Origin of the sequence: Bradyrhizobium xenonodulans, from assembly GCF_027594865.1 — a bacterium.
Lineage (GTDB): Bacteria > Pseudomonadota > Alphaproteobacteria > Rhizobiales > Xanthobacteraceae > Bradyrhizobium > Bradyrhizobium xenonodulans.
In genome coordinates this window covers 7,637,918-7,662,156 of sequence record NZ_CP089391.1, presented here as the reverse complement: position 1 = coordinate 7,662,156, position 24,239 = coordinate 7,637,918, and the positions used below count along the sequence as shown (strand labels likewise).

Annotated in this window: 22 protein-coding genes; 4 read left to right on the top strand and 18 right to left on the bottom strand. The window is 64.5% G+C overall.

Translation table 11 applies throughout. The features are described from left to right. Positions 1–27: 27 nt before the first annotated feature. The 9 genes from I3J27_RS36135 to I3J27_RS36095 all read right to left on the bottom strand — a co-directional run bounded on the left by I3J27_RS36135 (position 28) and on the right by I3J27_RS36095 (position 8,241). Entirely contained in the window at positions 28–447 is a 420-nt protein-coding gene (locus I3J27_RS36135; protein WP_094976668.1) for an acyl-CoA thioesterase, read from the bottom strand. Positions 448–470: 23 nt separating this feature from the next. Further along, positions 471–1,232 carry an SDR family NAD(P)-dependent oxidoreductase gene (locus I3J27_RS36130; RefSeq protein ID WP_270163570.1) on the bottom strand — a complete coding sequence of 254 codons (762 nt, stop codon included), beginning with the start codon at positions 1,230–1,232 and terminating at the stop codon, positions 471–473. 25 nt (positions 1,233–1,257) lie between these two features. Then, entirely contained in the window at positions 1,258–3,141 is a 1,884-nt protein-coding gene (locus I3J27_RS36125) for a feruloyl-CoA synthase (RefSeq protein ID WP_270163569.1), read from the bottom strand. Continuing rightward, positions 3,138–3,947 carry a crotonase/enoyl-CoA hydratase family protein gene (locus I3J27_RS36120; RefSeq protein ID WP_270163568.1) on the bottom strand — a complete coding sequence of 270 codons (810 nt, stop codon included), beginning with the start codon at positions 3,945–3,947 and terminating at the stop codon, positions 3,138–3,140. The genes I3J27_RS36125 and I3J27_RS36120 overlap by 4 nt, the downstream gene beginning before the upstream one ends. A 123-nt stretch (positions 3,948–4,070) precedes the next feature. Next, positions 4,071–4,610 (bottom strand): hypothetical protein, encoded by a 540-nt coding sequence (locus I3J27_RS36115; protein WP_270163567.1) that lies wholly within the window; start codon positions 4,608–4,610, stop codon positions 4,071–4,073. 97 nt (positions 4,611–4,707) lie between these two features. Further along, complete coding sequence (locus I3J27_RS36110) at positions 4,708–5,169, bottom strand: DUF3237 domain-containing protein (protein WP_270163566.1); 462 nt, start codon at positions 5,167–5,169, stop codon at positions 4,708–4,710. Positions 5,170–5,181: 12 nt separating this feature from the next. Beyond that, a complete protein-coding gene (locus I3J27_RS36105; RefSeq protein WP_270163565.1) occupies positions 5,182–6,501 on the bottom strand; it encodes a TRAP transporter large permease in 1,320 nt (439 codons plus the stop codon). Positions 6,502–6,503: 2 nt separating this feature from the next. Next, positions 6,504–7,013, bottom strand: a complete 510-nt coding sequence (locus I3J27_RS36100; protein WP_027565044.1) for a TRAP transporter small permease — start codon at positions 7,011–7,013, stop codon at positions 6,504–6,506. A 211-nt stretch (positions 7,014–7,224) separates the two neighbouring features. After that, positions 7,225–8,241 carry a TRAP transporter substrate-binding protein gene (locus tag I3J27_RS36095; RefSeq protein WP_270163564.1) on the bottom strand — a complete coding sequence of 339 codons (1,017 nt, stop codon included), beginning with the start codon at positions 8,239–8,241 and terminating at the stop codon, positions 7,225–7,227. Between the two features lie 254 nt (positions 8,242–8,495). On the opposite strand from I3J27_RS36095, the gene pobA reads away from it, so the two are divergent. Both pobA and I3J27_RS36085 read left to right on the top strand, forming a co-directional pair. Beyond that, positions 8,496–9,665 (top strand): 4-hydroxybenzoate 3-monooxygenase, encoded by a 1,170-nt coding sequence (pobA, locus tag I3J27_RS36090; protein ID WP_270163563.1) that lies wholly within the window; start codon positions 8,496–8,498, stop codon positions 9,663–9,665. 231 nt (positions 9,666–9,896) lie between these two features. Further along, positions 9,897–10,316, top strand: coding sequence for a PaaI family thioesterase (locus I3J27_RS36085; protein ID WP_270163562.1), 420 nt, complete (start codon positions 9,897–9,899; stop codon positions 10,314–10,316). A gap of 66 nt (positions 10,317–10,382) precedes the next feature. Here I3J27_RS36085 and I3J27_RS36080 read toward each other — a convergent pair whose 3' ends face one another. Beyond that, the gene (locus I3J27_RS36080; protein WP_270163561.1) at positions 10,383–11,267 is read right to left on the bottom strand and encodes a LysR family transcriptional regulator; all 885 of its coding nucleotides are present in this window, start codon (positions 11,265–11,267) and stop codon (positions 10,383–10,385) included. Positions 11,268–11,388: 121 nt separating this feature from the next. Between I3J27_RS36080 and I3J27_RS36075 the strand changes: the two genes are divergently transcribed. Beyond that, the gene (locus I3J27_RS36075) at positions 11,389–12,012 is read left to right on the top strand and encodes a pyridoxamine 5'-phosphate oxidase family protein (RefSeq protein ID WP_270163560.1); all 624 of its coding nucleotides are present in this window, start codon (positions 11,389–11,391) and stop codon (positions 12,010–12,012) included. A 79-nt stretch (positions 12,013–12,091) separates the two neighbouring features. Here the strand turns inward: I3J27_RS36075 and I3J27_RS36070 are convergent, their stop codons facing one another. Genes I3J27_RS36070 through I3J27_RS36060 form a run of 3 tightly spaced genes read right to left on the bottom strand, consistent with a single transcriptional unit; the run spans position 12,092 to position 15,637 of the window. Then, the gene (locus tag I3J27_RS36070) at positions 12,092–12,823 is read right to left on the bottom strand and encodes an ABC transporter ATP-binding protein (protein WP_270163559.1); all 732 of its coding nucleotides are present in this window, start codon (positions 12,821–12,823) and stop codon (positions 12,092–12,094) included. Next, complete coding sequence (locus tag I3J27_RS36065; protein WP_270163558.1) at positions 12,820–14,589, bottom strand: branched-chain amino acid ABC transporter ATP-binding protein/permease; 1,770 nt, start codon at positions 14,587–14,589, stop codon at positions 12,820–12,822. The genes I3J27_RS36070 and I3J27_RS36065 overlap by 4 nt, the downstream gene beginning before the upstream one ends. Positions 14,590–14,596: 7 nt before the next feature. Next, positions 14,597–15,637 (bottom strand): branched-chain amino acid ABC transporter permease, encoded by a 1,041-nt coding sequence (locus tag I3J27_RS36060; protein ID WP_270163557.1) that lies wholly within the window; start codon positions 15,635–15,637, stop codon positions 14,597–14,599. 175 nt (positions 15,638–15,812) lie between these two features. On the opposite strand from I3J27_RS36060, the gene I3J27_RS36055 reads away from it, so the two are divergent. After that, a complete protein-coding gene (locus I3J27_RS36055) occupies positions 15,813–16,334 on the top strand; it encodes a MarR family winged helix-turn-helix transcriptional regulator (RefSeq protein WP_270163556.1) in 522 nt (173 codons plus the stop codon). Between the two features lie 30 nt (positions 16,335–16,364). On the opposite strand, the gene I3J27_RS36050 is transcribed toward I3J27_RS36055, so the two are convergent. From I3J27_RS36050 to I3J27_RS36030, 5 genes are all read right to left on the bottom strand, one after another. Further along, positions 16,365–18,458 (bottom strand): putative bifunctional diguanylate cyclase/phosphodiesterase, encoded by a 2,094-nt coding sequence (locus I3J27_RS36050; RefSeq protein ID WP_270163555.1) that lies wholly within the window; start codon positions 18,456–18,458, stop codon positions 16,365–16,367. A 216-nt stretch (positions 18,459–18,674) separates the two neighbouring features. Continuing rightward, on the bottom strand, positions 18,675–19,958 hold the full coding sequence (locus I3J27_RS36045) for a glycerate kinase type-2 family protein (protein WP_270163554.1): 1,284 nt from the start codon (positions 19,956–19,958) through the stop codon (positions 18,675–18,677). Between the two features lie 193 nt (positions 19,959–20,151). Further along, entirely contained in the window at positions 20,152–21,381 is a 1,230-nt protein-coding gene (locus tag I3J27_RS36040; RefSeq protein ID WP_270163553.1) for an ABC transporter substrate-binding protein, read from the bottom strand. Positions 21,382–21,620: 239 nt separating this feature from the next. After that, a complete protein-coding gene (locus tag I3J27_RS36035) occupies positions 21,621–22,847 on the bottom strand; it encodes an ABC transporter substrate-binding protein (RefSeq protein WP_270163552.1) in 1,227 nt (408 codons plus the stop codon). A gap of 128 nt (positions 22,848–22,975) precedes the next feature. After that, on the bottom strand, positions 22,976–24,205 hold the full coding sequence (locus I3J27_RS36030) for an ABC transporter substrate-binding protein (protein WP_270163551.1): 1,230 nt from the start codon (positions 24,203–24,205) through the stop codon (positions 22,976–22,978). Positions 24,206–24,239 lie beyond the last annotated feature (34 nt).

Genomic DNA, 24,239 nt, shown 5'->3' with positions numbered 1-24,239 from the left:
AGCCCCCTCTTTTGGTGATGCGGCGATTTAGCTTCCGGTGAACTTGGCTACCATTTCCGCCGGGAATGGTGCCGATTTCAATTTGTCGGGGTTAACGGGATCGCGGCCGACCAGGACGCGGGTCTCGAAACCCTCGATCGCCAGCGCTTCGCCCTTGTAGACGTTGTGCTTCACCTCGAAGCTCGAGCGCTTGATGCTCTCGATCTTCGTTTCGATGGTGATCCAGTCGCCATAGGTCGAGGGGATGTAGAACTTGGACCGCGTGTCGACCATGGGAATCCCCACCAGGCCGTATTTGCGGACCAGGTCCTGCTTGGAGAACCCGGCGACCTCGAACAGGGTCGACGTCGAGTCGTCGAACATCGCGAAATAGCGCGGGTAATAGACGATGTTGGCGGGGTCGCAGTCGCCCCACTGGATCTGGACCTCGCGCCGGTTCACGAACATAGGTCGCGCCTTGCTCTACGACGTTACTTCGGGGCCATGCGCAGCGAGCCGTCGAGGCGCACCACTTCGCCGTTCAGGTAGGAATTCTCGACCATGTGCAGGGCGAGTGCCGCGAACTCGTCGGCGTGGCCGAGCCGGCGCGGGAAGGGGATCGCAGCGGCGAGCGAGTCCTGGGCTTCCTGCGGCAGGTTCGCGAGCAGGGGCGTCAGGAACAGGCCGGGCGCGATGGTCAGCACGCGGACGTCGAACTGCGCCAGCTCGCGCGCGATCGGCAAGGTCATGCCGACGATGCCACCCTTGGAGGCCGAATAGGCCGACTGCCCGATCTGGCCGTCATAGGCCGCGACGGACGCGGTGTTGATGATGACGCCGCGCTCGCCGGTGGCCTGCGGCTCGAGCTTGGACATTTCGGTTGCGGCAAGGCGCAGCATGTTGAAGGTGCCGATCAGATTGACCTTGATCACCTTGTCGAAATCGGCGAGCGCCATCGGGCCGTCGCGGCCGACCACGCGCTTGGCCACGCCGATGCCGGCGCAGTTCACCAGTACGCGCGCCGGCCCGTGCGCCTTGGTCGCCTGCGCGATCGCAGCTTCAGCGGACGCCGCATCGGAGACGTCGCAGGTCACGGCGACGCCCTTGATCTCGGCGGCGACCGTCTCGGCGAGCTTGGCATTGAGGTCGAACACCGCGACCCTGGCGCCCTGCGCCGCCAGCTTTCGCGCGGTCGCAGCACCCAGTCCCGATGCGCCGCCGGTGACGATGGCTGCCTGATCCTTCAACAACATGGCGTTCTCCTGGTGCGATGATTTCTCAAGCGACCGATATCACACGGTCCGATGGATTGGCAGCGTAGAGCTCGTCGATCAATGCGGCGCGATGCTCGAGCACCGCGCGCTGGTTGATCGAGCCCTTGTCGGTGACTTCGCCCTTGTCGATCGAGAGCGGCGTATCCAGCAGGATCGCACGCGTGATCCGCGTCGAGGAGCCGGTGGCCTGGCTGAGGAAGCGCATCAGGCGTTCGCGGAAGGCCTCGCGCACCAGCCGGTCGCGTGCGGTGACGGTGAGATCGTCGGCCGGCAGTGTCGGGTTGATCAGGCGGCAGCCGTCGAGGTCGAGCAGCACGATCGCGGAGATTTCGTCGCGGTTGATGCCGGCGATGACGACATCGCGCACCAGCGGCGCGCAGGCCGCGGTGAGCCGCGCGCGCAGCGGGCCGACACTGACCCAGGTGCCGCTGCCGAGCTTGAAATCCTCGCTGACGCGGCCGTCGAAATCGAAGCCGGCGTTGAGATCGTCGGGATCGGCGGGCTTGAGCGCATCGCCCATCATGTAAAATCCTTCCTCGTCGAAGGATTTCGCGGTGATGTCGGGCTGGCGCCAGTAGCCGGGCATCACGTTCGGACCCTTGGCGCGCACTTCCATCTTGCCGTTGTTCGGCACGAGCTTGGCGTCATTGCCGGACACGGGAAGCCCGACATGGCCGGAGCGGCTGGTGCGCGGATTGACCGACATGAAGAACGGCGCGGTCTCGGTCGCGCCAAGGCCGGTCAGCATCGGCACGCGATAGCCTTTTTCCTTTATCGCGAGCTCGTCGAGGCTGTTCCAGACGAAAGGCGAGAGCGCCGCGCCCGAGAAGAACATCGCATGCAGCTTGTCGAAGAATTTTGCGCGCAGGCCCTGGTCGTCGCGCAGATAGGGCAGCAGCGACTCGTAGCCCTTGGGGACGTTGAAATAGACCGTCGGCGAAATCTCCTGGAGATTGCGCACGGTTTCCTCGATGCCGCCGGGCACCGGCTTGCCGGCGTCCAGATACATCGAGCCGCCATTGTAGAGCGTCAGCCCGATATTGTGGTTGCCGCCGAAGGTATGGTTCCAGGGCAGCCAGTCGATGATGACGGGCGGCTCGTCCTTGAGGAAGGCGAGCGTCTCGCGCAGCATCACCTGGTTGGCGCAGATCATGCGCTGGGTGTTGATGACGGCCTTGGGATTGCCGGTCGAGCCCGAGGTCAGCAAAAATTTCGCGATCGTGTCGGGGCCGATCCTGCCGTGCACCGCGTCGAGATCGCCGCGGATCGGCGTTGCCATGAGATCGGCGAGCAGCGTGACGTCGCGGCCCGGCACGTGGCCAAAGGAGGCGGCAATCTCGGTGCCGAGCGAGACGTTGGCGGCGAGCGCATCCGCGAACCTGTCGGCATCCTCGGCGAAGACGAGGCCGGGCGTCAGCAGCTTCATCAGGTAAGACAGCTTGCCGTAGTCCTTCGACACCAGCGAATAGGCCGGCGACACCGGGCAGAACGGAATGCCGGCATAGAACGAACCGAACGCGAGCAGCGCGTGATCGATCGAATTGCCGGAGAGGATGACGACCGGCCGCTCCGCCGAGAGGCCGCGTGCAATCAGCGCGGAGGCGATGTGCCGACTCGCGGTCAGCAGCTCGGCATAGGTGATCTTGCGCCAGCCGCGGCCGCCTTCGCGCTCCGCCATGAAGATGCGGTCCGGCGTCGTCGTCGCCCAGTGATGCAGGCGATCGGTGATGCGGGCGGGATAGTCGCCGAGCGGCTGCTTCGGCCGCAGATAGATGGTGCCGTCGTCGCGGCGCTCGATGTTGACGGCGGGATCGCCGAACGAAATGGGCCGCAGCGGGGAAGTGCTCGCGCCGCGCTCCATGCTGGAAGAGGACGGCTGCGCGCTCATGACTTGGGCTTCACCTTTGCGGTCTTGTGCTCGAGGAATTCGCGGATCCTGCGCTTTGCCTCTTTGTCGCTCTGCGCGACGGTCGCCATCAGCGATTCCATCAGCAGGCCGGTCTGCGGATTGGCCTCCGCGATCATCGGCAGCGCCTGAATCACGGCGAAATTCGTCAGCGGCGCGTTGGAGGCGACCTTGGTCGCAAGCTCCAACGCCTTGCCGAGCCCGTTGCCGGCCTCAGTCACATATTGCGCAAAGCCGTAGGAGGCGCCTTCGGTCGCGCTATAGACGCGCCCGGTCAGCATCATGTCCATCATCCTGGCGACACCGATCAGCCGCGGCAGCCGCACCGAGCCGCCGCCGCCGACGAAGATGCCGCGCTGCCCTTCCGGCAGCGCGAAATAGGTCGAGGGCTCGGCGACGCGGATATGGGCGGCGCAAGCGAGCTCCAGCCCGCCGCCGATCACGGCGCCCTTCAGCGCTGCGATCACGGGCACGCGGCTGTACTGGATACGGTCGAACACCCGGTGCCACATTTGAGAATGGAGAAGGCCGCCGGTGGCGTCGTGGTCCTGGAGTTCGGACAGATCGAGCCCGCTGGAGAAATGATCGCCGATGCCATGGATGACGACCGCGCCGATATCCTCGGGCAGCGACGCAAAGCACTCGCCGATTTCCAGGATGATGCCGTCGTTGAGCGCATTGCGCTTGGCCGGCCGGTTCAGGCCCACGGTCAGAACCCGGTCCGCCCGCTCGATCCGGAGCAGCCCGGAGGCACCCGCGTCAGCGGTCTCGGCGTTTCCCTGTGTCATTTGCGTCCTTATCAGAATAGTTATGTTCTATAACGAATTCTGGGAGAGTCAACAAGGGGGCGGCGCGGCCTTCCGGCGCCCTCGGATGGAGGGCGGGAAGCAGCATCAGGGCGCCAGTCCGGCCTAATGCGCGAAAGCGTTGCCGGTCTGGATCGAGCAGGTCGGCGATCCCGTACTGACACTTGATATCTCGTACATGGCGCCGTCGGGACCGCGGCGCTTGATCTGGGCGCTGCCCTCCTTGGCGTCGATCACTGACAGCGAGCAACTGGAGAACGAGGCGTCGAAGCTCGCGACGTAGCGGCGGGCGCCGCTGGCGAAGGCTTCGGTGCCGACCAGCTTGTCGCCCTGGAAGCTCACGCCGCGCGATCCGCCGCCTTCGCCGGGAGCAAGCTCGCCCTCTCTGGTCTTCTTCCCGCCGCGCACCTGCGCCCGCAGGAATGGCCGCCCCGCCGAGCTGACATAGACCAGCCGCGTGTTGACGTTCGAGAAGCTGACATTGGTACCGTCCGCCCGCTTCGCGGTCCCGCTCGTGCTCCACGACATCGTGACCGTCTTGTTCAAAAGGCCGGACGGAGCACCTCCCGCTGCGGCGGGGCCCGCGACCAGCAAGCCAGTGAAGCCAAGCATTCCCAGTAAACGGCGCATCGACTGAACGTCCATCGTCGCCTCCTCAAATCAAAAATGATCGGATCCATACTTGCAATGGGTCCGATGCTATTTTTGCGGAAGCTTCGTTGCAAGCGCGCCGAGGCGCGGATCACACCACCTGATGCACGTCGATCACCACGCGATCTGCGTGCCGCGCGGCCGAGCCGACAAAGATGTGCTGCATCAGCCAGCGGTACCTCTCGTGCCCTGTCTCGAACTTCGGCACGGTGCGGAAATAGATCAGTTTTGGGTCGACCGGCTCGCCGCGCTTGAGCTTTTGCAGCAGCTCGACCGGGCCGAAGCGCATCCCCTTGTTCTCGACATAGACAATGGCGCCGTCATCGGTCTCGAATGCATATTTGGCCTCCAGGTCGATCAGCTCGTTGGGGCGGATGGTCTGGAAGTCGGCGCCGAACGGCAGCACTTTTCCGGCGATCCCGCCCGTCACCTCGCCGCCGATGATCGGAATGATCCGGCGCACGCCGATGCCGGTCTCGCCGGCGGTGACGACGTCGCCGATTTTGGCGGTGATGGTGAAGACGTATTTGGTCTCGAGCGCAGGTGTGGTCATCGCTTCACCTCGTCAATGCGCCATCATCCGCGTCGGCAGCCATGTCGCCAGCAGCGGGAAGGCGATCAGGATCACGAGGCGCACGAGGTCGGTCGCGACGAACGGGATCACGCCCTTGAAGATGGTGGAGAAGGACACGTCCTTCACCACGCTTTTGATGACAAAGACGTTCATTCCCACCGGCGGATGGATCAGGCCGAGCTCGACGGTCATCACGATGATGACGCCGAACCAGATCGGATCGAAGCCGAGATGCGTGATGACGGGGAAGATGATCGGCACGGTCAGGATGATCATCGCCATGGCGTCCATCAGGCAGCCGAGCACGAGATACATCACCATGATCAACGCCAGCACGCCGTAGGGGCCGAGGCCGAGGCCGGTGAGGAATTCGGTCACCTTCTGCGGCGTCTGCGTCACCGTGAGGAAATAGCCGAAGATCAACGCGCCGATCAGCACGGTGAACACCGCGGCCGCGGTGCGCGTCGCCTGGAGCAGCGAGGCCAGAATCTTCTCGCGGTCGAGCCGGCCCGTGACCACGCCGATGATGAAGGCGCCCGCGGCACCGACGCCGCCCGCTTCCGTCGGCGTGAAGCGCGGCAGGAAGGGCAGGCCGTAGAGGCCGCCGATCACGAACACGAACAGCAGCACCGGCGCCCAGATCTCCTTCAATCCGGCGAAGCGCTCGCGCCACGGCAGCACCTTGCCCTTGGGCAGGAAGTCGGGGCGGAAATAGCCGATCAGGAAGATCGTGATCATGTACATGCTCATCGCCAGCAGGCCCGGGATAATGCCGGCGATGAAGAGTTTTCCGATGTCCTGCTCGGTGATGATGCCGTAGACCGCGAGCACGGTGGAGGGCGGCAGCATCGCGCCCAGCGTGCCGCCCGCCGCGATCACGCCCGTGGCGAAGGATTGCGGATAGCCGAAGCGGCGCATCTCGGGATACGCGACCGCGGAGAAGGTCGCGGCGGTCGCGACCGACGAGCCGCAGATCGCGGCGAAGCCGCCGCAGGCGCCGACGGTGGCGATGCCGAGCCCGCCGCGCAGATGCCCGACAAAACCGTTGGCGGCGCGGAACAGCTCGCGGCTCATGCCGGAATGGCTGACGAAGGAGCCCATCAGCAGGAACATCGGGATGACGCCGAAAGTATAGTCGGTGACCGTGCGCATCGAGGTCTGGCCGACCAGCTTCAGCGCCGCCGTCCCGTTGACGAGATAGGCGAAGCCGGAGACGCCGACGAGGCCCATGGCCATGCCAACGGGCACGCGCAGCAGCATCAGGATGAAGAGGGAAACGAAGCCGATTACGGCGACGGCATCGGTGCTCATGATTACTCCGTCGCCTTCAGCTTGGGGTCGTGCATCTCTTCGGGATGGAAGATCAGCCGGTAGGTGCGGATCGCGATCAGCAGCACGGCCGAGACGTCGCCGATCCAGGCGATCGCGAAGAACGGCCAGGTCGGCATGTGCATGTCGAAGGTCTGGACGTTGTCGTTGTAGGTGCCGCGCACCTTGTCGAACAGCGTCCAGGTCTGCACGGTGACGACGAACAGCAGCACCAGCGTCGCGAACACGTCGATCCAGCGCTGATAGCGCGGTCCGACATTGCCCCAGACGAGATCCACCGTGATGTGGGTGCCGCGATAGGAGGTCGCGGCGATGCCCCAGAAGATCAGGATGCCGAGCAGCATGCGGCCGATGTCGAACGAGTCCGGGATCGAATAGTTCAGCGTGTTGCGCAGCAGCACCGACAGGAAGATGTCGAGCGCGACAATGCCGACGAAGCCGGCCGCGATCCATTCGATCGTGTCGATGATGCGGTCCATCCAGGAGCGCTTCATGGGGGAAGAATCCTATTTAAAGTCAGCGAAGTTGGATGCAGCCGTTTCCGCGAGGAAGGTGGGCTCCCTCCCCCGCTTGCGGGGGAGGGTTGGGGAGAGGGTGTCTCCGCTGGGCGAGCCCCCCCAAGCGGAGAGAACCCTCACCCGGCGCTTCGCGCCGACCTCTCCCGCAGGCGGGAGAGGTGCAGCGAGTGCGCGGCCGCAGTAGCGGCTACTCCGCCAGCGCGTTGTACTTCTTCAACGACGCCTTCAAGTCCGCCAGCGCCGCATCCGGATCAGCACCCGCCTTCTTGGCGCCGTCGCCCCAGGTCTTGACCAGCGGCTCGGCGGACTTCTTCCAGGCGGCGGTCTGCTCGGCCGTCAGCTTGTAGACCTCGTGACTGCTCTCGGCCTTGACCTTGTCGACGCCGGCGTCCTCGAACTTGCCCCAGTGCTCGCCGACCACACCCGCCATCTCGACCGAGCAGTTCTTGTCGATCGCCGCCTTCTGCTTGTCGGACATCGCATTGTACTTGTCCTTGTTGATCACGAACACGAAAGTCGTGGTGTAGAGCGGCGCCTCCATGTCGTACTTGGTCACCTTGTCGATGCCGAACAGCACGAGGGAGCCCCAGGGGAAGGTCACGCCGTCGGCGACGCCGCGCTCGATGATGTCGCGCACTTCCGGCGCCGAGGACTGCACATTGGTGCCGCCGAGCGAGGTGACGAAATTGGCCATGGTGGCGTGGGCAGGGCGGATCTTCATGCCCTTCACGTCCTCCGGCATCACGATCTTCTTGGCCTTGGAATGGAACGAGGAGGGCGAGTGGACGAAGGCGAGGCAATATTTGACGTCCTTCATCTCCTTCTCGGCGTATTTGCGGTACCAGGCATCCAGGCCCATGGAGCCACCCTTGGCGTCGGAGACGAGGAATGGCAGCTCGCCGGCGCCGATCACCGGAAAGCGGCCGGGCTGGTAGCCGGGATTGACATAGGTGACGTCGGCGATGCCGTCGCGCGCCATGTCGTAATGGTCGAACGCCTTGCCGAGCTGCTGGGCTGGAAACACCTTACCGGTGATGGTGCCGCCGGAATCCTTGTTCACCGCGGCGACCCAGTCTTCCAGCGACTTCTGCAGCGGGTGCGAGGCCGGCACCCAGTGCGAAACCTTCAGGTCGATGGTCTTGTCCTGCGCGAATGCAGGCGTCACGCTAGCTGCCAGCAGTAGCGCCAGGCACGCTTTCCTCATCGGTCGTCTCCCTCTTTTTGACGGCAGGCTTCTTGGCCCGGTTTCTTTAATTAACATGTTATCTAATTGCCCGGCGCGTTCAAGCCGGAACTGGCGCGGCGTGCCGCCGCGTCATCGATGTCGCTTGGATTTGTCGCCGTGAGCTGCGACGCGCGCTCCCCTTTTCCCAACAATTATATGATATAATTATCGTGTGCGGATGACCGCGACAAGCGAGCCGCGACGAAAGCCTACAGGATCGGGAGGAGCGAGTATTGCGGACAAAAGTCGCAATCATCGGGGCCGGGCCGGCCGGATTGTTGCTTGGGCAACTGCTGCACCAATATGGCATCGACAATGTCATCCTGGAGCGGCAAAGCCCGGATTACGTGCTGGGACGCATCCGCGCCGGCCTGCTGGAGGAGGGAACCGTCGCGCTGCTCGACGAGATCGGCGCCGGCGCACGGGCGCATGCCGAGGGCCTCTTGCATGAAGGCATCGAGCTTGCGTTTTCCGGCCGCCGTCACCGCATCGACATGAAGGGCGCGACCGGCAAGACGGTGATGATCTACGGCCAGACCGAGGTCACGCTCGATCTGATGAATGCGCGCAAGGCCGCGGGCCTCGTTTCGATCTATGAAGCCAAGGATGTGCAGCCGCATGATTTCGACGGCAGTCACCCGCGGGTCACCTGGGTGAAGGACGGCGTCACCCATACGCTCGATTGCGATTTCATCGCCGGCTGCGACGGCTTTCACGGCGTCAGCCGCGCCAGCGTCCCGGCCATGGCGATCGAGGAGTTCGAGCGGGTCTATCCATTCGGCTGGCTCGGCATCCTCTCCGATACGCCGCCGGTCAGCCACGAGCTGATCTATTCCAACCACGCCCGCGGCTTTGCGCTCTGCACCATGCGCTCGATGAAGCGCAGCCGGCATTACGTGCAGTGTGCGCTCGACGACCATGTCGATCAGTGGCCGGACGACCGTTTCTGGGACGAATTGAAGCGCCGGCTCGACCAGGAGGCGGCCGACAGCCTCGTCACCGGCCCCTCGATCGAAAAGAGCATCGCGCCGCTGCGCAGCTTCGTCGCCGAGCCGATGCGCTTCGGCAGGATGTTCTTGTGCGGCGACGCCGCGCACATCGTGCCGCCGACGGGCGCCAAGGGCCTGAATCTCGCCGCCAGCGATGCGCATTATTTGTCGAGCGCGCTGCGCGAATTCTACGACGAGAAATCCAGCGCGGGCATCGATGCCTATTCCACCACGGCGCTGGCGCGGGTCTGGAAAGCCGTGCGCTTCTCCTGGTGGATGACCTCGATGCTGCACAAATTTCCGGATACCGGCACCATTGGCGCGCGCATCCAGCTCGCCGAGCTCGACTACGTCACGCAGTCACAGGCCGCGATGACCTCGCTGTCGGAGAATTACGTGGGGCTGCCGCTTTGACGGCGATGTCGGTGCCGTAGGGTGGGCAAAGCGCAGCGTGCCCACCAGCGCTCTCGATCATGGCGAGGTCGTGGGCACGGCACTTCGTGCCTTTGCCCACCCTACGAGATCTGTGTTTGCGCCCGCCCGCCCATTTCAAACACCCGCGCAAATCCCGTTTAAAACTTTGTAGGCGGTGAAACTGTCATCGACTTCGCGTTCAATGCCGGCAAGCAACGACGCGAGACATTCATGACCGACACCGACATCCCCGACGGCTTCGAGCCGCTCTCCCGCAAGAGCCCGCTCACCGAACCCTGGGAGCCGCTCTACGCAAAGAAAACTGACAAGGCCGTCATCATCGGCCTGCGGCTGGCAAGGCCGCACACCAATGGTCGCGGCCTGATCCATGGCGGCCTCATCACGGCGCTCGCCGACAACGCCATGGGCTATAGCTGCGCGCAGGTGACGAACTGGACCATCTCGTTCGTGACGGTCTCGCTCGCGATCGATTTCGTCGGCTCCGCCGAGATCGGCCAGTGGTGTTCGATCGAGAGCGACGTGATCAAGACCGGCAAGACGATCTGCTTCGCACAGTGCCTGGTGAAGGCCGACGATGCCGTGATTGCGCGGGCCAGCGGCACGTTCCGCGTGGTGCCGAAGAAGGGGTAGCCGGTCTCCTGCCCCGGACGCAGCGCAGCGCCTCCTGCGGTGCGCTGCAGAGCCGGGACACGGTCGTCACCCAAACTTCCACTCCGTCGTCTCGACCACGAGATCGATGAACGCGCGCACCTTGGCCGAGAGCAGGCGCGAGGTCGGGTAGACGATGTGGATCGGCAGCGCCGGCTGCTCGTATTTGGCCAGCACGATTTTCAAGCGCCCGCGCTTCAGGCCTTCGGCGGCCTGATAGGCCAGCACGCGCGTCGCGCCGCCGCCGGCTTCGGCGTACTGCAATGCGGCGTCGGCGCTGTTGCTGGTAAAACGTGGCGTCGGCGTGACTTCGATGTCGCGGCCGTCCTGCACGAAGCGCCAGCTCACGGACGGACCGAACGCGATGGTCTGATGCACGGGCAATTCCTCCGGCGTCTTCGGCTCGCCATGACGCTTGAGATAGCCCGGCGTTGCCACCACGATCCGCCGCATCTCGCCGACCTGGCGCGCGACCAGCGAGGAGTCGGCGAGATGGCCGATCCGCACCGCGGCGTCGACCGCATCTTCCACGAGGTTGACGAGGTGGTCCGACAGGCGGAGCTCGCAGGCCACCTCGGGATAGCGCTTCAGGTACGCGGTCATGACCGGCCCGACGTGGAGCCGGCCGAAGCCGACCGGCGCCGACACCACGAGACGTCCGCTCGGCCGGTTGCGCTCCTCCCGCGCCGAGCCGTCGGCTTCCTCGACATCGGCAAGAATGCGCCGGGCGCGCTCCAGATAGCGGGTGCCGACGTCGGTCAATCGCACCTGCCGCGTGGTCCGCTGCAGCAGCCGCGCGCCGAGATGCTCCTCCAGCGCCGCGATCAGCCGCGTCACCGCCGACGGCGACAGCCGCAGCTTGCGCGCTGCCGGCGCAAAGCCGCGCAGATCGGCGACGGTGACGAAGACATGCATGGCTTCGAGGCGGTCCATGGCATTATTGCATATATTGCAACGATGAAGTGTCAAGCGTCGCGATTGTTTTAACCGCGGGGAGGTCCACCTTAGTACCCGAAAGACGCAGCAATGCGCCGGGATTCCAGGAGATATTCCGATGACCGCAGTTCACACCTATGCCAGCGACGTCGCCTTCTCGCCGGCGGTGAAATCGATCCAGACCCGAAAGGGATCGCGCGACGGCTACGCCCATGCCGAGCAGCGGGGATGGCGCACCGAGGTCGACGACAACCTCGCAGCGTTCCTGGCCGACGCCAACAGCTTCTACTTTGCGACAGCCTCGGCCGACGGCCAGCCCTACATCCAGCACCGCGGCGGGCCGAAAGGCTTCTTGAAGGTGCTGGACAAGCAGACGTTGGCCTTCACCGACTACGCCGGCAACCGGCAATACATCACGCAGGGAAACCTGTCGGAGAATCCCAAGGCCTACATCTTCGTGATGGACTACGCCCATCGCCGCCGCGTGAAGATCTGGGGCGAGGCGCGCGTGGTCGAGGACGACGAGGCGCTGACCACGTCGCTGATGCCGAAGGGATACCGCGCCAGGCCGGAGCAGGTGATCCTGTTCAAGATCGCGGCGTGGGACACCAACTGCCCGCAGCACATCCCGCAGAAGTTCGACGCGCCGGATGTGGCGGCGGCGCTGGCGGCAAGGGACCAGCGGATCGCGGAGCTTGAGGAGGAGGTGGCGGCGTTGAAGGGCGAGAAGGCGGCGGGTTGAGTTTTCAAGTGAAAGCAGATGCGACACGCTCGGTGCACCCTCTCCCCTGTGGGAGAGGGTGGGGGAGCAAGCCGCAATGTCAGATGACACTCGCGCCTTCGTGCTGGAAGCCGAGATAGCTCGCCGCGACGCGTTCGTTTGCGGCGATGTCGCTGGCCTTGCCGCTGAGCACGAACTCGCCGAGCTCCATCACATAGGCCTGGTCGGCGATCTTCAGCGCGGCCTGTGCGTTCTGCTCGACCAGCAGCACGGAGACGCCGCTGGCGCGGAGCTCGGTGACGATGCGGAAGATGTCGGCGACGATGATGGGGGCGAGGCCGAGGCTCGGCTCGTCCAGCATCAGCAGCTTGGGCTCGCCCATCAGCGCGCGGCCCATCGCGAGCATCTGCTGCTCGCCGCCGGAGAGCGTGCCGGCGAGCTGCTTGCGGCGCTCCTTCAGCCGGGGAAACAGCGTGTAGATCCGCTCTATCGAGGCTTTGGCCTTGCTTCGCTCGATGCGGAAGGCGCCCAGCTCGAGATTGTCCTCGACATTCATGGTCACGAACAATTCGCGGTGCTCGGGCACGAGCCCAAGCCCCATCGCGACGCGATCCTCGATGTCGAACCGGGCGAGATCCTGCCCGGCAAAGGCGACGCGGCCCTTCAGCGGCAGAATGCCCATGATGGCCGACAGCAGCGTGGTCTTGCCGGCGCCGTTGGCGCCGACGATGGTGACGATCTGGTTGGCGCCGACCTCGAGCGAGACCGAGCGCACCGCCTCGACCTTGCCGTAGGCGACATGCGCGTCGGCGACGGACAACAGCGTGCTCATGCCGCCACTCCGAGATAGGCCTTGATCACTTCGGGGTTGGTCTTGATCGTGGCGGGGGTACCTTCGGCGATCTTGGTGCCGAAATCGAGCACCACGATGCGGTCGGCGAGGTTCATCACGAAGCCCATATCGTGCTCGACCAAAAGGACGGACATTCCGCCGTCGCGCAGCTCGCGCAGCAGCGTCGCGAGCCGCTGCTTCTCCATGTGGCGCAGGCCGGCGGCCGGCTCGTCGAGCAGCAGCAGCATCGGATCGACGCAGAGAGCGCGCGCGATCTCGACGATGCGCTGCTGGCCGAGCGAAAGGCTGCCTGCAAGCTGGTGCATCTGCTCGGTGAGGCCGACGCGCTCGATCTGGCGGGCGGCCTCCGCGAGCAGCTTGGCTTCGTCCGCGCGGTCGAGCCGGAGCATCGAGGAGATCGGGCCCGAATGGCCGCGCAGATGTGCGCCGATCGCAACATTCTCCAGCACGGTCATATCGGGGACCAGCTTGACGTGCTGGAAGGTCCTGCTGATGCCGAGCTTGACGATCTCCTGCGGAGGGGCGTTGTCGACCTTGTTGCCGAGCACCGAGATCGAGCCTGATGTCGCCGACAGCACGCCGGTGATCAGGTTGAACGTCGTGCTCTTGCCGGCGCCGTTCGGTCCGATCAGTGCGACGATCTCGCGGGCCTGGACGTCGAAGGAGACGTTGTTGACCGCGACCACGCCGCCAAATTGCTTGCGCGCCTTCTCGACCTGGAGGAGCACGCTGGCCTCGCCGGGCGCGCGGGTGCGCTGCTCCAGCTTCAGCGAGGTGTCGGGCTTCTTGCCGCTGGTGCGTTCGGGCAGGAACGACATCAGCCAGGGCCAGAGACCGCCGGGCGCCAGCTGCAGCAGCGCCACCAGCATGATGCCGAACACGATGGTCTCGACCTGGCCGGAGCCGGGCAGGATCAGCGGCAGATAGCTCTGCAGCACCTCTTTCAGGACCACGACGATCGCCGCGCCGAGCACGCCGCCCCAGACATAGCCGGCGCCGCCGACCACGGCGATGAAGAGATATTCGATGCCGGCCTGCGCACCGAACGGCGTCGGATTCACCGCGCGCTGGAGATGGGCATAGAGCCAGCCGGACAGGCCGGCCAGCACGGCGGCATGGATGAACACGAGCAGTTTTGCGCGCGGCGTGTGCACGCCGAACGCCTCGGCCGCGACATGGCCGCGGCGCAGCGCCCGGATGGCACGGCCGGTGCGGGAGTCCAGCAGGTTCATGGTCAGCAGGGCCGAGAGGATCACGGCCACCCAGATCGCGTAATAGATCGAGCCGGGCGAAAGCATTTTGAAGGTGCCGATCGACAGCGGCGGGATCGCCGAGATGCCGTCGTTGCGCCCCAAAAATTCGAGCTTGCTGAAGAGGTAGAACAGGCCGAGTCCCCAGGCGAGGGTGCCGAGCGGCAGATAGTGGCCGGAGAGGCGGACGGTGACGAGGCCGAGCAGCACCGCGAGCGATCCGCTGACCAGGAGCGACAACGGCAGCGTCAGCCACGGCGACAGGCCGTAGGCCGTCGACAGCACCGCAGTGGTGTAGGCGCCAAAGCCGACGAAGGCGGCTTGACCGAACGAGGTCAGGCCGCCGACGCCGGTCAGTAGCACGAGGCCCATGGCGACGAGGGCCGCAAGGCCGATATTGTCGAGCAGCACGATCCAGAACGGGGGCATGCCCGGCACGAACGGGATCGTCGCCATGACAAGCGCAAAGATGAGGATGGGGAGCCGGCTCTGCATCTTGGCCTCAGTCCTTCTCTTCCTCGACCGCAGGCGCGGCGAGCGAGCGCAGCAGCAGCACGGGAATCAGCAGCATGAAGACGATCACCTCCTTGTAGTTGGAGGCATAGAAGGACGAGAACGCCTCGACGATGCCGACGACCAGCGCCGCGACGGCGGTGAGGGGGTAGCTGACGAGGCCGCCGATGATCGCGGCGACAAAGCCCTTCAGGCCGATCAGGAAGCCGCTGTCGTAATAGAGCGTCGTGATCGGCACGATCATGATGCCCGACAGCGCGCCGATGACGGACGCGAGCAGGAAGGCGATCTGTCCCGACAGGGTGGTACGGATGCCGGCCAGCCGCGCACCGAGCCGGTTCACGGCGGTTGCGCGCAGCGCCTTGCCGTAGAGCGTCAGCCCGAAGAACAGCCAGAGCCCGACGATGAAGGCGATGGTGATGCCGTAGACGGTGAGGCTCTGGCCGGTGAAGCGCAGGGCACCGGCGGTGAAGGCGCCGGACAGCACGGCGGGTCCGCGCTGGCCTTCGGCGCCGAAGAACAAGAGGCCCAGTCCCTGAAGCGCGAGATGGACGCCGACGGAGGCGATCAGCAGCACCAGCACGGAGGTGTGCGCCAGCGGCTGGAACGCGATGCGGTAGAGATACAGGCCGGTCATTGCCACGATCACCAGCGACAGCGCGATGCAGACGGCGACCGGCGGCTTCTGGGCGGCGAAGTAGATCGTCAGCGCCAGCACGATGGAAGGCAGCACGATGTTGGCGACGAAGCTGCGCACGATCAGCCTGCCATGCAGCGCCTTGCGGGCCACGAACAGGTCGAAGGCGAAGGCGCCGATGCCCAGCGCCAGCGCCAGCTTGGCCGTGCCGGGCATCTGGCCCGCGGCGAGCGAAGCGTAGGTCAGCGCGCCATAGGTGACGAATTCGCCCTGGGGAATGAGGATGACGCGCGTGACGGCGAACACCAGCACCAGCGCCAGGCCGAGCAGCGCATAGATCGCGCCATTGGTGATGCCGTCCTGCACCAGGAACAGCATGATGGTGGTATTCAAGACCGGACGCTCCCCCTCAAGATCAAGGACCGTCTCCGCAATTGCGGTGGACGGTCCGCTCACAGCCATTGAAACGCTGACGATATTTGATATGGTCCATAACAATTATCAAATATAACTTCAAGGGTGGGCGGACGACCCGCCTCGAATTTAGCGGGATCACGAGCACGAGGCGATGACCGTTTCCAAAACCGCTGAAAAGTCTTCTGAAAAACCCGGCGAGGCCGCCAAGGGCCGCAAGGACGCGGCCGAGGCGCAGCCCGAGGCCCTCCAACTCGGCGAGCTCTCGGAGCAGCTCGGCTATGTGCTGAAACGGGCGCAGCTGAAGGTGTTCGAGAACTTCCTGCGCTGCATGGCCTCGCTCCAGCTGACGCCGGCGCAGTTCTCCGTGCTGCTGCTGGTCGAGAAGAATCCGGGCCGTAACCAGACCGAGGTCGCCTCCACCCTCGGCATCCTGCGTCCGAATTTCGTGGCCCTGCTCGACAATCTCGAGAGCCGCGACCTTTGCGCGCGGATCCGCTCCACCAACGACCGCCGCTCGCACATCCTGGTCCTGACCGACAAGGGCAAGGCCGTGCTGACGCGGGCCAAGAAGCTCGTCGCCACCAAGCACGAGTCGCGGCTGAACGAGCTGCTCGGCCAGGCCAACCGTGAAGCTCTGCTCGGGATGCTCTCGAAGATCGCGAACGAGTTTTGAGGGCTGCGGTCCCGCCCGGGTCGCCGGCGGTTACGCCGCAGCGAACCGATCGGGCCTGACAGGCGCTTCCGCGGACAGGAAGCGGCGCTCGATCTCTGCTGCGGGCAAGGGACGGCTGAACAGATAGCCCTGCATTTCCGTGCAGCCTTCCGCCGTGATCCGGTCGCGCTGCTCGTCGGTCTCGACGCCCTCGGCCGTGGTTGTCATGCCCAGTCCGCGCGCCATCGCCGCCACCGCCCGCACGATGCTGAGGGATCCCGCATCATTGCCGACTCCGCTGACGAAGGACCGGTCGATCTTGATCTTGTCGAAAGGAAAGCACTGCAGATAGGTCAGTGAGGAATAGCCGGTGCCGAAATCATCCATGGCGATCCTGATGCCGAGCGCGCGGAGCTGGTGCAGCGTCGCCAGCGTGCCGTTCCGGTCCTGCAGCAGGACGCTTTCCGTGATCTCGATCTCCAGCCGCTGCGGATCGAGCCCGGAAGCGGCCAGCGCGCCGACGATCACCTCCGTGAGGCCCGCCTGGCGGAATTGCACCGCCGAGATGTTGACGGCGACGTGCATATGGGACGGCCAGCGGCTCGCGGTGGCACAGGCCTGCCGGATCACCCATTCGCCGATCGGCACGATCAGGCCGATCTCTTCGGCAAGCGGAATGAAGCTGTTTGGCGCGACGAGCCCGCGCCGCGGATGTCGCCAGCGGATCAGCGCCTCGAACCCGGTGATCTCGCGGCCGTCGGTCTTCACGATCGGCTGGTAATGCAGCTCGAACTCGCCGGCCGCGAGGCCGCTGCGCAAATCCTGCTCCAGCGCGCGACGGCTTTGCGCCTCTTCGTCCATGGCCGGTTCGAAGAAGCGGTACATGCCGCGGCCGTCGCTCTTGGCGCGATACAGCGCGAGGTCGGCGTTGTGCAGGAGCTGCTCGGGCGTCGACCCGTCGCCCGGCGCAATGGCGATCCCGATGCTGGCGCTTGCAACGGCCTGGTGTCCGTCGAGCCCGAATGGCGCGCTCAGCCTGCTGACGACGTCACGCGCCAGCACATCCGCCTCGCTGCGGCCGGAAATCGGCGTCTGCAGGATGACGAATTCATCGCCGCCCATGCGCGCGATCGTATCGCTGTCGCGGGCGAGCAGCCTGAGGCGGCGGCTGACGTCCTGCAGCAGGATGTCGCCGGCCTGATGGCCCAGCGTGTCGTTGACGGCCTTGAACTTGTCGAGGTCGATGTGATGGACCGCGAACATCCGGTCCTGTTCGAGCGCCTGCTTGAGGCGCTCGCCGAGCAGGACACGGTTGGCAAGGTCCGTCAGCGCATCGTGATGCGCCATATGCGCGATCCGCAGCTCCGCCTTGCGCTGCTCGGTGATGTCCTCGTGGGTCGCAACCCAGCCGAGATCGGGCATCGGCCGGTGCCTGATCTTGAAGGTGCGTCCGTTCCGCATCTCGACGATGCTGTCGGTAGGCTCGGCGGACGTCGCGACACCGGTCCGCCATCTGGCGTATTCCTCGCGCGTCATCGCCGGCACGCTGCCGGCCTCGAAGCGCAGGTCCAGGATCTCCGAGAGCGGTGTGCCCGGACGAACGCGGTCGGGCGGCAGGCCGTACATGTCGACATAGTGCGTATTGCAGACCAGCAGGCGGTGGTTCGCGTCGAAGAAGCAGAGCCCGTGCGACATGTTGTTGATCGCGATGTCGAACTGAAAGTTGCGCTCCTGCAGCCGTGCACTGAGCTCTTCGCGCTCGGTAATGTCTTCGTGGGTCGCCATGCCGCCGCCGTCGGGCAGGGGGTGGATGGTGTAGGCGATGATCCTTCCGTCGGCGAATTGCTGGACGGTTTGCTCTCTGGTGACGGCACCTTCCGTGCGGGCGCGGACATAGGCGCCGGCGTCTCCGCGGACGTTGAGGCCCAGTTTGAGCCGATGCTCGATCAGGTTCCTGATCGGCGTGCCTGCGCGCACCTGCGCGGGCGCGAGCGCGTACATTTCCGTGTAGCGCCGATTGCAGAAGATGACCTTGCGGTCGCTGCCGAAGAGGATGATCCCGAGCCACAGATTATTGGCGGCGCAGGTCAGCAGCTCGCCGAGCACGAGCGGGTCAATGCCTGCGGCCTCCTGATCACTGTCCATGCGCGCTGTCCCCAGACCAGCGCGGATTAGAGCAGGCGGTGGTGAATGAGCCCAACAATTTGCCCGGTTCCAGGGCATCTTCCTGAAACTGCGGCGAACGCGAGGTTAAGGGCGACGCCGGCGGTCACGGGAATGGCCGCGCCGGCTCAGACATCGTTAACTATGGTGGCGCGGAAAGCCTTCCGCGAGCCGGTGGCGCTCCCGCGACGCGCCGGGTCAATCGACGAGAATCACCCTGATGTCGTTCACATTGGTCAGCGTCGGGCCCGGCTGCAGCAGATCGCCCGTCGCCTCGAAGAACGTCGTCGCGTCGTTGTTGTCGAGATAGGCCTGCGGCTGAAGCCCCTGCGTCTTCATCTTCGCGAAGGTCGCGGCGTCGATCAACGCGCCGGCGGGATCGGTGGGATGGCCGGCACCGCCGTCGGCGCCGTCGGTATCGCCGGCAAGCGCCGAGATGTCGGGCGTGTCCTTCAACAACGCGGCGAGCGCCAGCGCGTATTCCTGGTTGGGGCCGCCGCGGCCATTGCCGCGGACGGTGACGGTGAGCTCGCCGCCGGAGAGGATCGCGATGCGCTTGCCTTGCGCGCGAGCCTCGAGCGCGAGCCTGGCATGATCGGCAGCGACCTCGCGCGCTTCGCCTTCGAGGTCGGCGCCGAGGTCGATGGTCTCGTAGCCGGCCTCGCGCGCGAGCTTCACCGCGGCGTCGAGTGACTGCTTGGGCCGCGCGATCAGCTCGAACGATGCCCGCGCGAAGGCGGCATCGTCGGGCTTGCAGCTTTCGTTGTTGGGATCGTCGAGCGCGCGGCGGACGGCATCGTCGATGTCGAGCTTGTATCTGGCCACGATCGCGCGCGCATCCGCCAGCGTGGTCGGATCCGGCACGGTGGGACCGGAGGCGATCGCCGAGGGATCGTCATGCGGCACGTCGGAGATCGCGAGCGTCACGATCTCGGCGGCATTCCTGCCGGCGCGCGCGAGACGGCCGCCCTTGATCCGCGACAGATGTTTCCTGACCGTGTTCATCTCGCCGATCGGCGCGCCGGAGCGGAGCAGCGCCTTGTTGACCGCCTGCTTCTGCGCAAAGCTGATGCCGTCCACCGGCGCGATCCAGTTCGCCGAGCCGCCGCCGGTCAGCAGCACCAGGAGCAGATCGTCCGGCCCGGCCTCGCCTGCGAGCGCGAGCGTGTCGGCCGCGCCCTTGAGGCCGGCCTCGTCAGGCACGGGATGGCCGGCCTCGACCACGCGGATGCGGCGCGTCGGCACGCCGTAGCCGTGGCGCGTGGTGGCGATGCCGACGAGGCGCTCCGGCGCGAGCTTCAGCGTGTCGAGATAGTGCCGCTCGGCGGCCGCGGCCATCGCGCCTGCGCCCTTGCCGGCGGCGAGGCAGATCACGCGCCCTCTTGGTGCGGGCCGCAAGTGAGGCGCCAGAATCGTGCTGGGATGGGCGGCGGCAACGGCGGCGTCGTAGAGCGCGCGGAGCAGGGGACGTCGGTCGGTCATGACGAAAAGCCCTAGGCGAACGGAAGAGACCGGCGGCAAGCGCGCCGGTTCACATGCCTACCGCATCGGGCGCGAAATCGTAAGCAGACTTTACCATCATTCGATTGTGCAATCGCGTGATCATAATCGGCGCATGGCAAAGCCCCCTGCGATGATCTCGCAGGGGGCTTGTTATCGTCGTATTCTCAGGGGACTAACCGCCGACGTCGGCGCTGATCACATCGCCGAACAAGTCCCATTTCTCGCCCTTGAACTTCTCGAGCCGGAGCTGGCTGATCGGCGCGAAGTCGGTCGGGGACGTGTTGATCTGGATGCCGGGCAGCAGCACCTCCGTGCGGAAGTCCTTCAGGCTGGCGGCTTGCTTCATGATGTTCGCACGCGTCAAGTCGTCGCCGCTTTGCTTGAGCACCTGAACCAGCGTCTGCGCGACGGCATAGCCGACGATGGTGCCGTGATCGAGCTTGTCGCCTTCCGGAAAGTACTTGTCCATGAAGGCCAGGAAGTCCTTCATGCCGGGATCGGCGGCCCACTGTGGATCCGCGGCGTCCTTCAGATAATCGGCCGAGATGATGTCCTGGCCGTTCTCGTATCCGGCCGGCTTCATCACGCTGCCGACGGAGGCCGAGACGTTGTTGAGGAAGTGCAGCGGCTTCCAGCCGATCTCGGCATTCTTCTTGATCGCCTGCGCCGCGAATTTCGGCGTCGTGATGTTCATGAAGACGTCGGCGCCGGTCGACTTCAGCTTGACGATGTGATTGTCGATGGTCGGCTCGGAGGTCTCGTAGCTCTCCTCGATCACGATCATCGAGGCGGCCTTCGCTCCCAGGCCGTCCTTCAGGCCCTTCAGATAGTCCTTGCCGTAATCGTCGTTCTGGAAGAGCACGGCGATCTTGGCGTCCGGCTTGTTCTTCAGCAGCCACTTCGCATAGATCTGCGTCTCGCTCTGGTAGTTGGGCTGCCAGCCCATCGTCCAGGGGAAGTTCTGCGGATCGTTCCACTTGGTGGCGCCGGTGGCGACGAAGAGCTGCGGCACCTTCTTCGAGTTCATGTATTTCTGGATCGCCGTGTTCGGCGGCGTGCCGAGCGAGTTGAAGATCAACAGCACCTCGTCGCTCTCGACCAGCTTGCGCGCCTGCTCCACCGTCTTCGGCGGCGAATAGGCGTCGTCGTAGCTGATGAAGTTGATCTTGCGGCCGTTGATGCCGCCCTCGTCGTTGATCTTCTTGAAATAGGCGGCTTCGGTCCGCCCGATGATGCCGTAGGCGGAGGCCGGTCCGCTGTAGGGCATGATGTTGCCGATCTTGATTTCGGTATCGGTCGCGCCGGTATCGTATTTCTTCTGGGCCGATGCAGTTGAGGCCGAGGCCGCAATGAGCGCGAGGGCCAGTGACGCGGTCGCGAGTTTGCCGGTGACAGCGGGCATTCCTATCTCCCTATTTTCTTGGTGTGTGTGCGTCCCTTTTCTTGGCTTGATTATTTTTGGCGTCGCGAACGCAATTCAATACGATTTGACGGGAGCGTTCAACAGAAAGCCCCCGCGGCTGCGTCGCGGGGGCTGCTTCTTTAGTCGTTAAGGATCGGCGCGCGCGCGTGTGCGGTTGCGAGAAGGTTGGCTGTCTTGAGTTGATTTGCTGGTCAGAAGCGATCTTGAGTTGCGTGGCTTCAGTGGACGATCTCGCTCGAGATGATGTCGCCGAACAGCTCCCATTTCCGGCCCTTGAAGCGCATCATCTGGAGCTGCTCGATCGGGGCGAAATTGTCCGGGGCGGTGTTGATCTTGATGCCGGGCAAGAGCGTGTCCGGCTCGAAATCCTTCAAGGACGCCGCCTGCTTCATGACGTTCTCATGGGTGAGCTCGTCGCCGCACATCTGCAGCACCTTCACCATGGTTTGGGCGGCGGCGTAGCCGAACACCACGCCGGCATCGAGCTTGCTGGCCTTCGGGTCGTATTGCGCGAGGAAGTTGTAGAACTTCTTCATGCCGTCATCGCCGTTCCATTGTGGGTCGGAGCCGTCCTTGGTGTAGCTCGCCGACAGGATGCCTTGCGAGATCTCGATCCCCGCCGGCTCCAGCACGCCGCCGACCGATGCCGAGACGTTGGAGATGATATGCACCGGGTGCCAGTTGATCTCGGCCGCCTTCTTGATGGCTTGCGCCGCGAATTTCGGCGTGGTGATGCTGATGAAGACGTCGGCGCCCGAGGCCTTCAGCTTGACGACGTGCTCGTCGATCGCGGGCTCGGAGGTGTCGTAGCTGTCTTCCATCGCGATCATCGACGCTTTCGCGCCCAGGCCATCCTTCAGGCCCTTCAGATAGTCCTTGCCGAAATCGTCGTTCTGGTAGAGCACGCCGATCTTCGCGTCCGGCTTCTCCTTCATGATGTATTTGGCGTAGATGCGCGCCTCGCTGGCGTAGCTCGGCTGCCAGCCCATCGTCCACGGATATTGCTTCGGATCGTTCCACTTGGAAGCGCCGCTCGCGACGAACAGCTGCGGGACTTTCTTCTCGTTCATGTATTTGCGGATGGCGCCGTTGGTGGAGGTGCCGAGCGAGCCGAAGATCAGCAGCACATTGTCGCTCTCGACTAGCTTGCGCGCCTGCTCCACCGTCTTCGACGGCGAATAGCCGTCGTCGTAGGAGATGAACTTGATCTTGCGGCCGTTGATGCCGCCTTCGGCATTGACCTTGTTGAAATAGGCTTCCTCGGTCCTGCCGATCGCGGCATAGGCGGAGGCTGGCCCGCTATAAGGCATGATGTTGCCGATCTTGATTTCAGTATCGGAGGCGCCGCTGTCGTATTTCTTTTGCGCCAGTGCCGGGCCGCTCATCGCAGTGCACAAAGCGAGCCCGGCCGAGAAGGCCGCAACCTGAAATCGAACGACAGTCATCTTTCTCCACCCGGAATGGATCGGCGCTGCATTGAACAAGATTGACGCTTGACGTCAACAAAAAGCCCCCGCGGTTGTCCGCGGGGGCTTCGTCGATGAGGATGAGGTTTGGACTATGACGCAGTGCGTCACTCGGAGGCGACGTCGCCGCTGATGATCTCGCCGAAAAGTTCCCATTTCTCGCCCTTGAAGCGCTGCATCTGGAGCTGCGAAATCGGGGCGAAGTCGGTGGTACTGGTGTTGATCTTGACACCGGGCAGCAACGTGTCCGGCGCAAAATCCTTCAGGCTGGCGGCCTGCTTCATCAGGTTGGCGCGGGTGAGGTCGTCGCCGCACATTTCTAGCGTCTTGACCAGGGTCGACGCCGCGCCATAGCCGTAAACCATGCCGGTGTCGGTCTTGTCGGCGCCGGGCATGTACTTGTCGACGAACTCGTTCCACCTCTTCATGCCGGGATCGTTGGCCCATTGCGGGTCGGTGGAGTCCTTGGCATAGGCCGCCGACAGCACGTCCTGCGAGGCCTCGAAGCCGGCCGGCTTCATCACGCTGCCGACCGAGATCGACACGTTGGTGAGGATCTGGAGCGGCTTCCAGCTCAGCTCGGCGGTCTTCTTGATGGTCTGGGCGGCGAATTTCGGCATCGCGTAGATCAGCAGCACGTCGGGATTGGCGGCCTTGATCTTGACGATGTGGCCGTCGATCGACGGCTCGGAGATCTCATAGCTCTCTTCCATGATGATCATGGACGCGCCCTTGGCGCCGAGACCGTCCTTGGTGCCCTTGAGGTAGTCTTTGCCGAAATCGTCGTTCTGATAGAGGATCGCGACCTTGGCGTTCGGCTTCTCCTTCATCAGCCATTTCGCGTAGATCTGCGCTTCGCTCTGGTAGGAGGGCTGCCAGCCGATGGTCCAGGGGAAGTTCTTCGGGTCGTTCCACTTGGTCGCGCCGGTGGCGACGAACAGCTGCGGAATCTTCTTGGCGTTCAGGTACTTCTGGATCGCGGTGTTGGACGGCGTGCCGAGCGGATTGTAGACGGCCAGCACCTCGTCGCTCTCGACCAGCTTGCGGACCTGCTCGACGGCCTTCGGCGGCGAATAGGCGTCGTCATAGCTGACGAAGTTGATCTTGCGGCCGTTGATGCCGCCCTTGTCGTTGATCATCTTGAAATAGGCTTCTTCGGTCTTGCCGATGATGCCGTAGGCCGACGCCGGACCGCTGTACGGCATGATGTTGCCGATCTTGATCTCGGTATCGGACGCGCCGGTGTCGTATTTCTTCTGGGCAAGGGCAGCGCCGGAGGCGAGGGTCGCGACCGCCGTCGCGAGCGCGGCGGTTCGCAGTGTTCTTCCGAAAAGCAATTGGGTCTCCTTGGTTAAGCAACGGTCTTGATGA

What these genes read in the sequence shown, in the direction of transcription:
- I3J27_RS36135 (WP_094976668.1), bottom strand. Translation starts at nt 447, where the DNA reads ATGTTCGTGAACCGGCGCGAGGTCCAGATCCAGTGGGGCGACTGCGAC.
- I3J27_RS36130 (WP_270163570.1), bottom strand. Translation starts at nt 1,232, where the DNA reads ATGTTGTTGAAGGATCAGGCAGCCATCGTCACCGGCGGCGCATCGGGA.
- I3J27_RS36125 (WP_270163569.1), bottom strand. Translation starts at nt 3,141, where the DNA reads ATGAGCGCGCAGCCGTCCTCTTCCAGCATGGAGCGCGGCGCGAGCACT.
- I3J27_RS36120 (WP_270163568.1), bottom strand. Translation starts at nt 3,947, where the DNA reads ATGACACAGGGAAACGCCGAGACCGCTGACGCGGGTGCCTCCGGGCTG.
- I3J27_RS36115 (WP_270163567.1), bottom strand. Translation starts at nt 4,610, where the DNA reads ATGGACGTTCAGTCGATGCGCCGTTTACTGGGAATGCTTGGCTTCACT.
- I3J27_RS36110 (WP_270163566.1), bottom strand. Translation starts at nt 5,169, where the DNA reads ATGACCACACCTGCGCTCGAGACCAAATACGTCTTCACCATCACCGCC.
- I3J27_RS36105 (WP_270163565.1), bottom strand. Translation starts at nt 6,501, where the DNA reads ATGAGCACCGATGCCGTCGCCGTAATCGGCTTCGTTTCCCTCTTCATC.
- I3J27_RS36100 (WP_027565044.1), bottom strand. Translation starts at nt 7,013, where the DNA reads ATGAAGCGCTCCTGGATGGACCGCATCATCGACACGATCGAATGGATC.
- I3J27_RS36095 (WP_270163564.1), bottom strand. Translation starts at nt 8,241, where the DNA reads ATGAGGAAAGCGTGCCTGGCGCTACTGCTGGCAGCTAGCGTGACGCCT.
- I3J27_RS36085 (WP_270163562.1), top strand. Translation starts at nt 9,897, where the DNA reads ATGACCGACACCGACATCCCCGACGGCTTCGAGCCGCTCTCCCGCAAG.
- I3J27_RS36080 (WP_270163561.1), bottom strand. Translation starts at nt 11,267, where the DNA reads ATGGACCGCCTCGAAGCCATGCATGTCTTCGTCACCGTCGCCGATCTG.
- I3J27_RS36075 (WP_270163560.1), top strand. Translation starts at nt 11,389, where the DNA reads ATGACCGCAGTTCACACCTATGCCAGCGACGTCGCCTTCTCGCCGGCG.
- I3J27_RS36070 (WP_270163559.1), bottom strand. Translation starts at nt 12,823, where the DNA reads ATGAGCACGCTGTTGTCCGTCGCCGACGCGCATGTCGCCTACGGCAAG.
- I3J27_RS36065 (WP_270163558.1), bottom strand. Translation starts at nt 14,589, where the DNA reads ATGCAGAGCCGGCTCCCCATCCTCATCTTTGCGCTTGTCATGGCGACG.
- I3J27_RS36055 (WP_270163556.1), top strand. Translation starts at nt 15,813, where the DNA reads ATGACCGTTTCCAAAACCGCTGAAAAGTCTTCTGAAAAACCCGGCGAG.
- I3J27_RS36050 (WP_270163555.1), bottom strand. Translation starts at nt 18,458, where the DNA reads ATGGACAGTGATCAGGAGGCCGCAGGCATTGACCCGCTCGTGCTCGGC.
- I3J27_RS36045 (WP_270163554.1), bottom strand. Translation starts at nt 19,958, where the DNA reads ATGACCGACCGACGTCCCCTGCTCCGCGCGCTCTACGACGCCGCCGTT.
- I3J27_RS36040 (WP_270163553.1), bottom strand. Translation starts at nt 21,381, where the DNA reads ATGCCCGCTGTCACCGGCAAACTCGCGACCGCGTCACTGGCCCTCGCG.
- I3J27_RS36035 (WP_270163552.1), bottom strand. Translation starts at nt 22,847, where the DNA reads ATGACTGTCGTTCGATTTCAGGTTGCGGCCTTCTCGGCCGGGCTCGCT.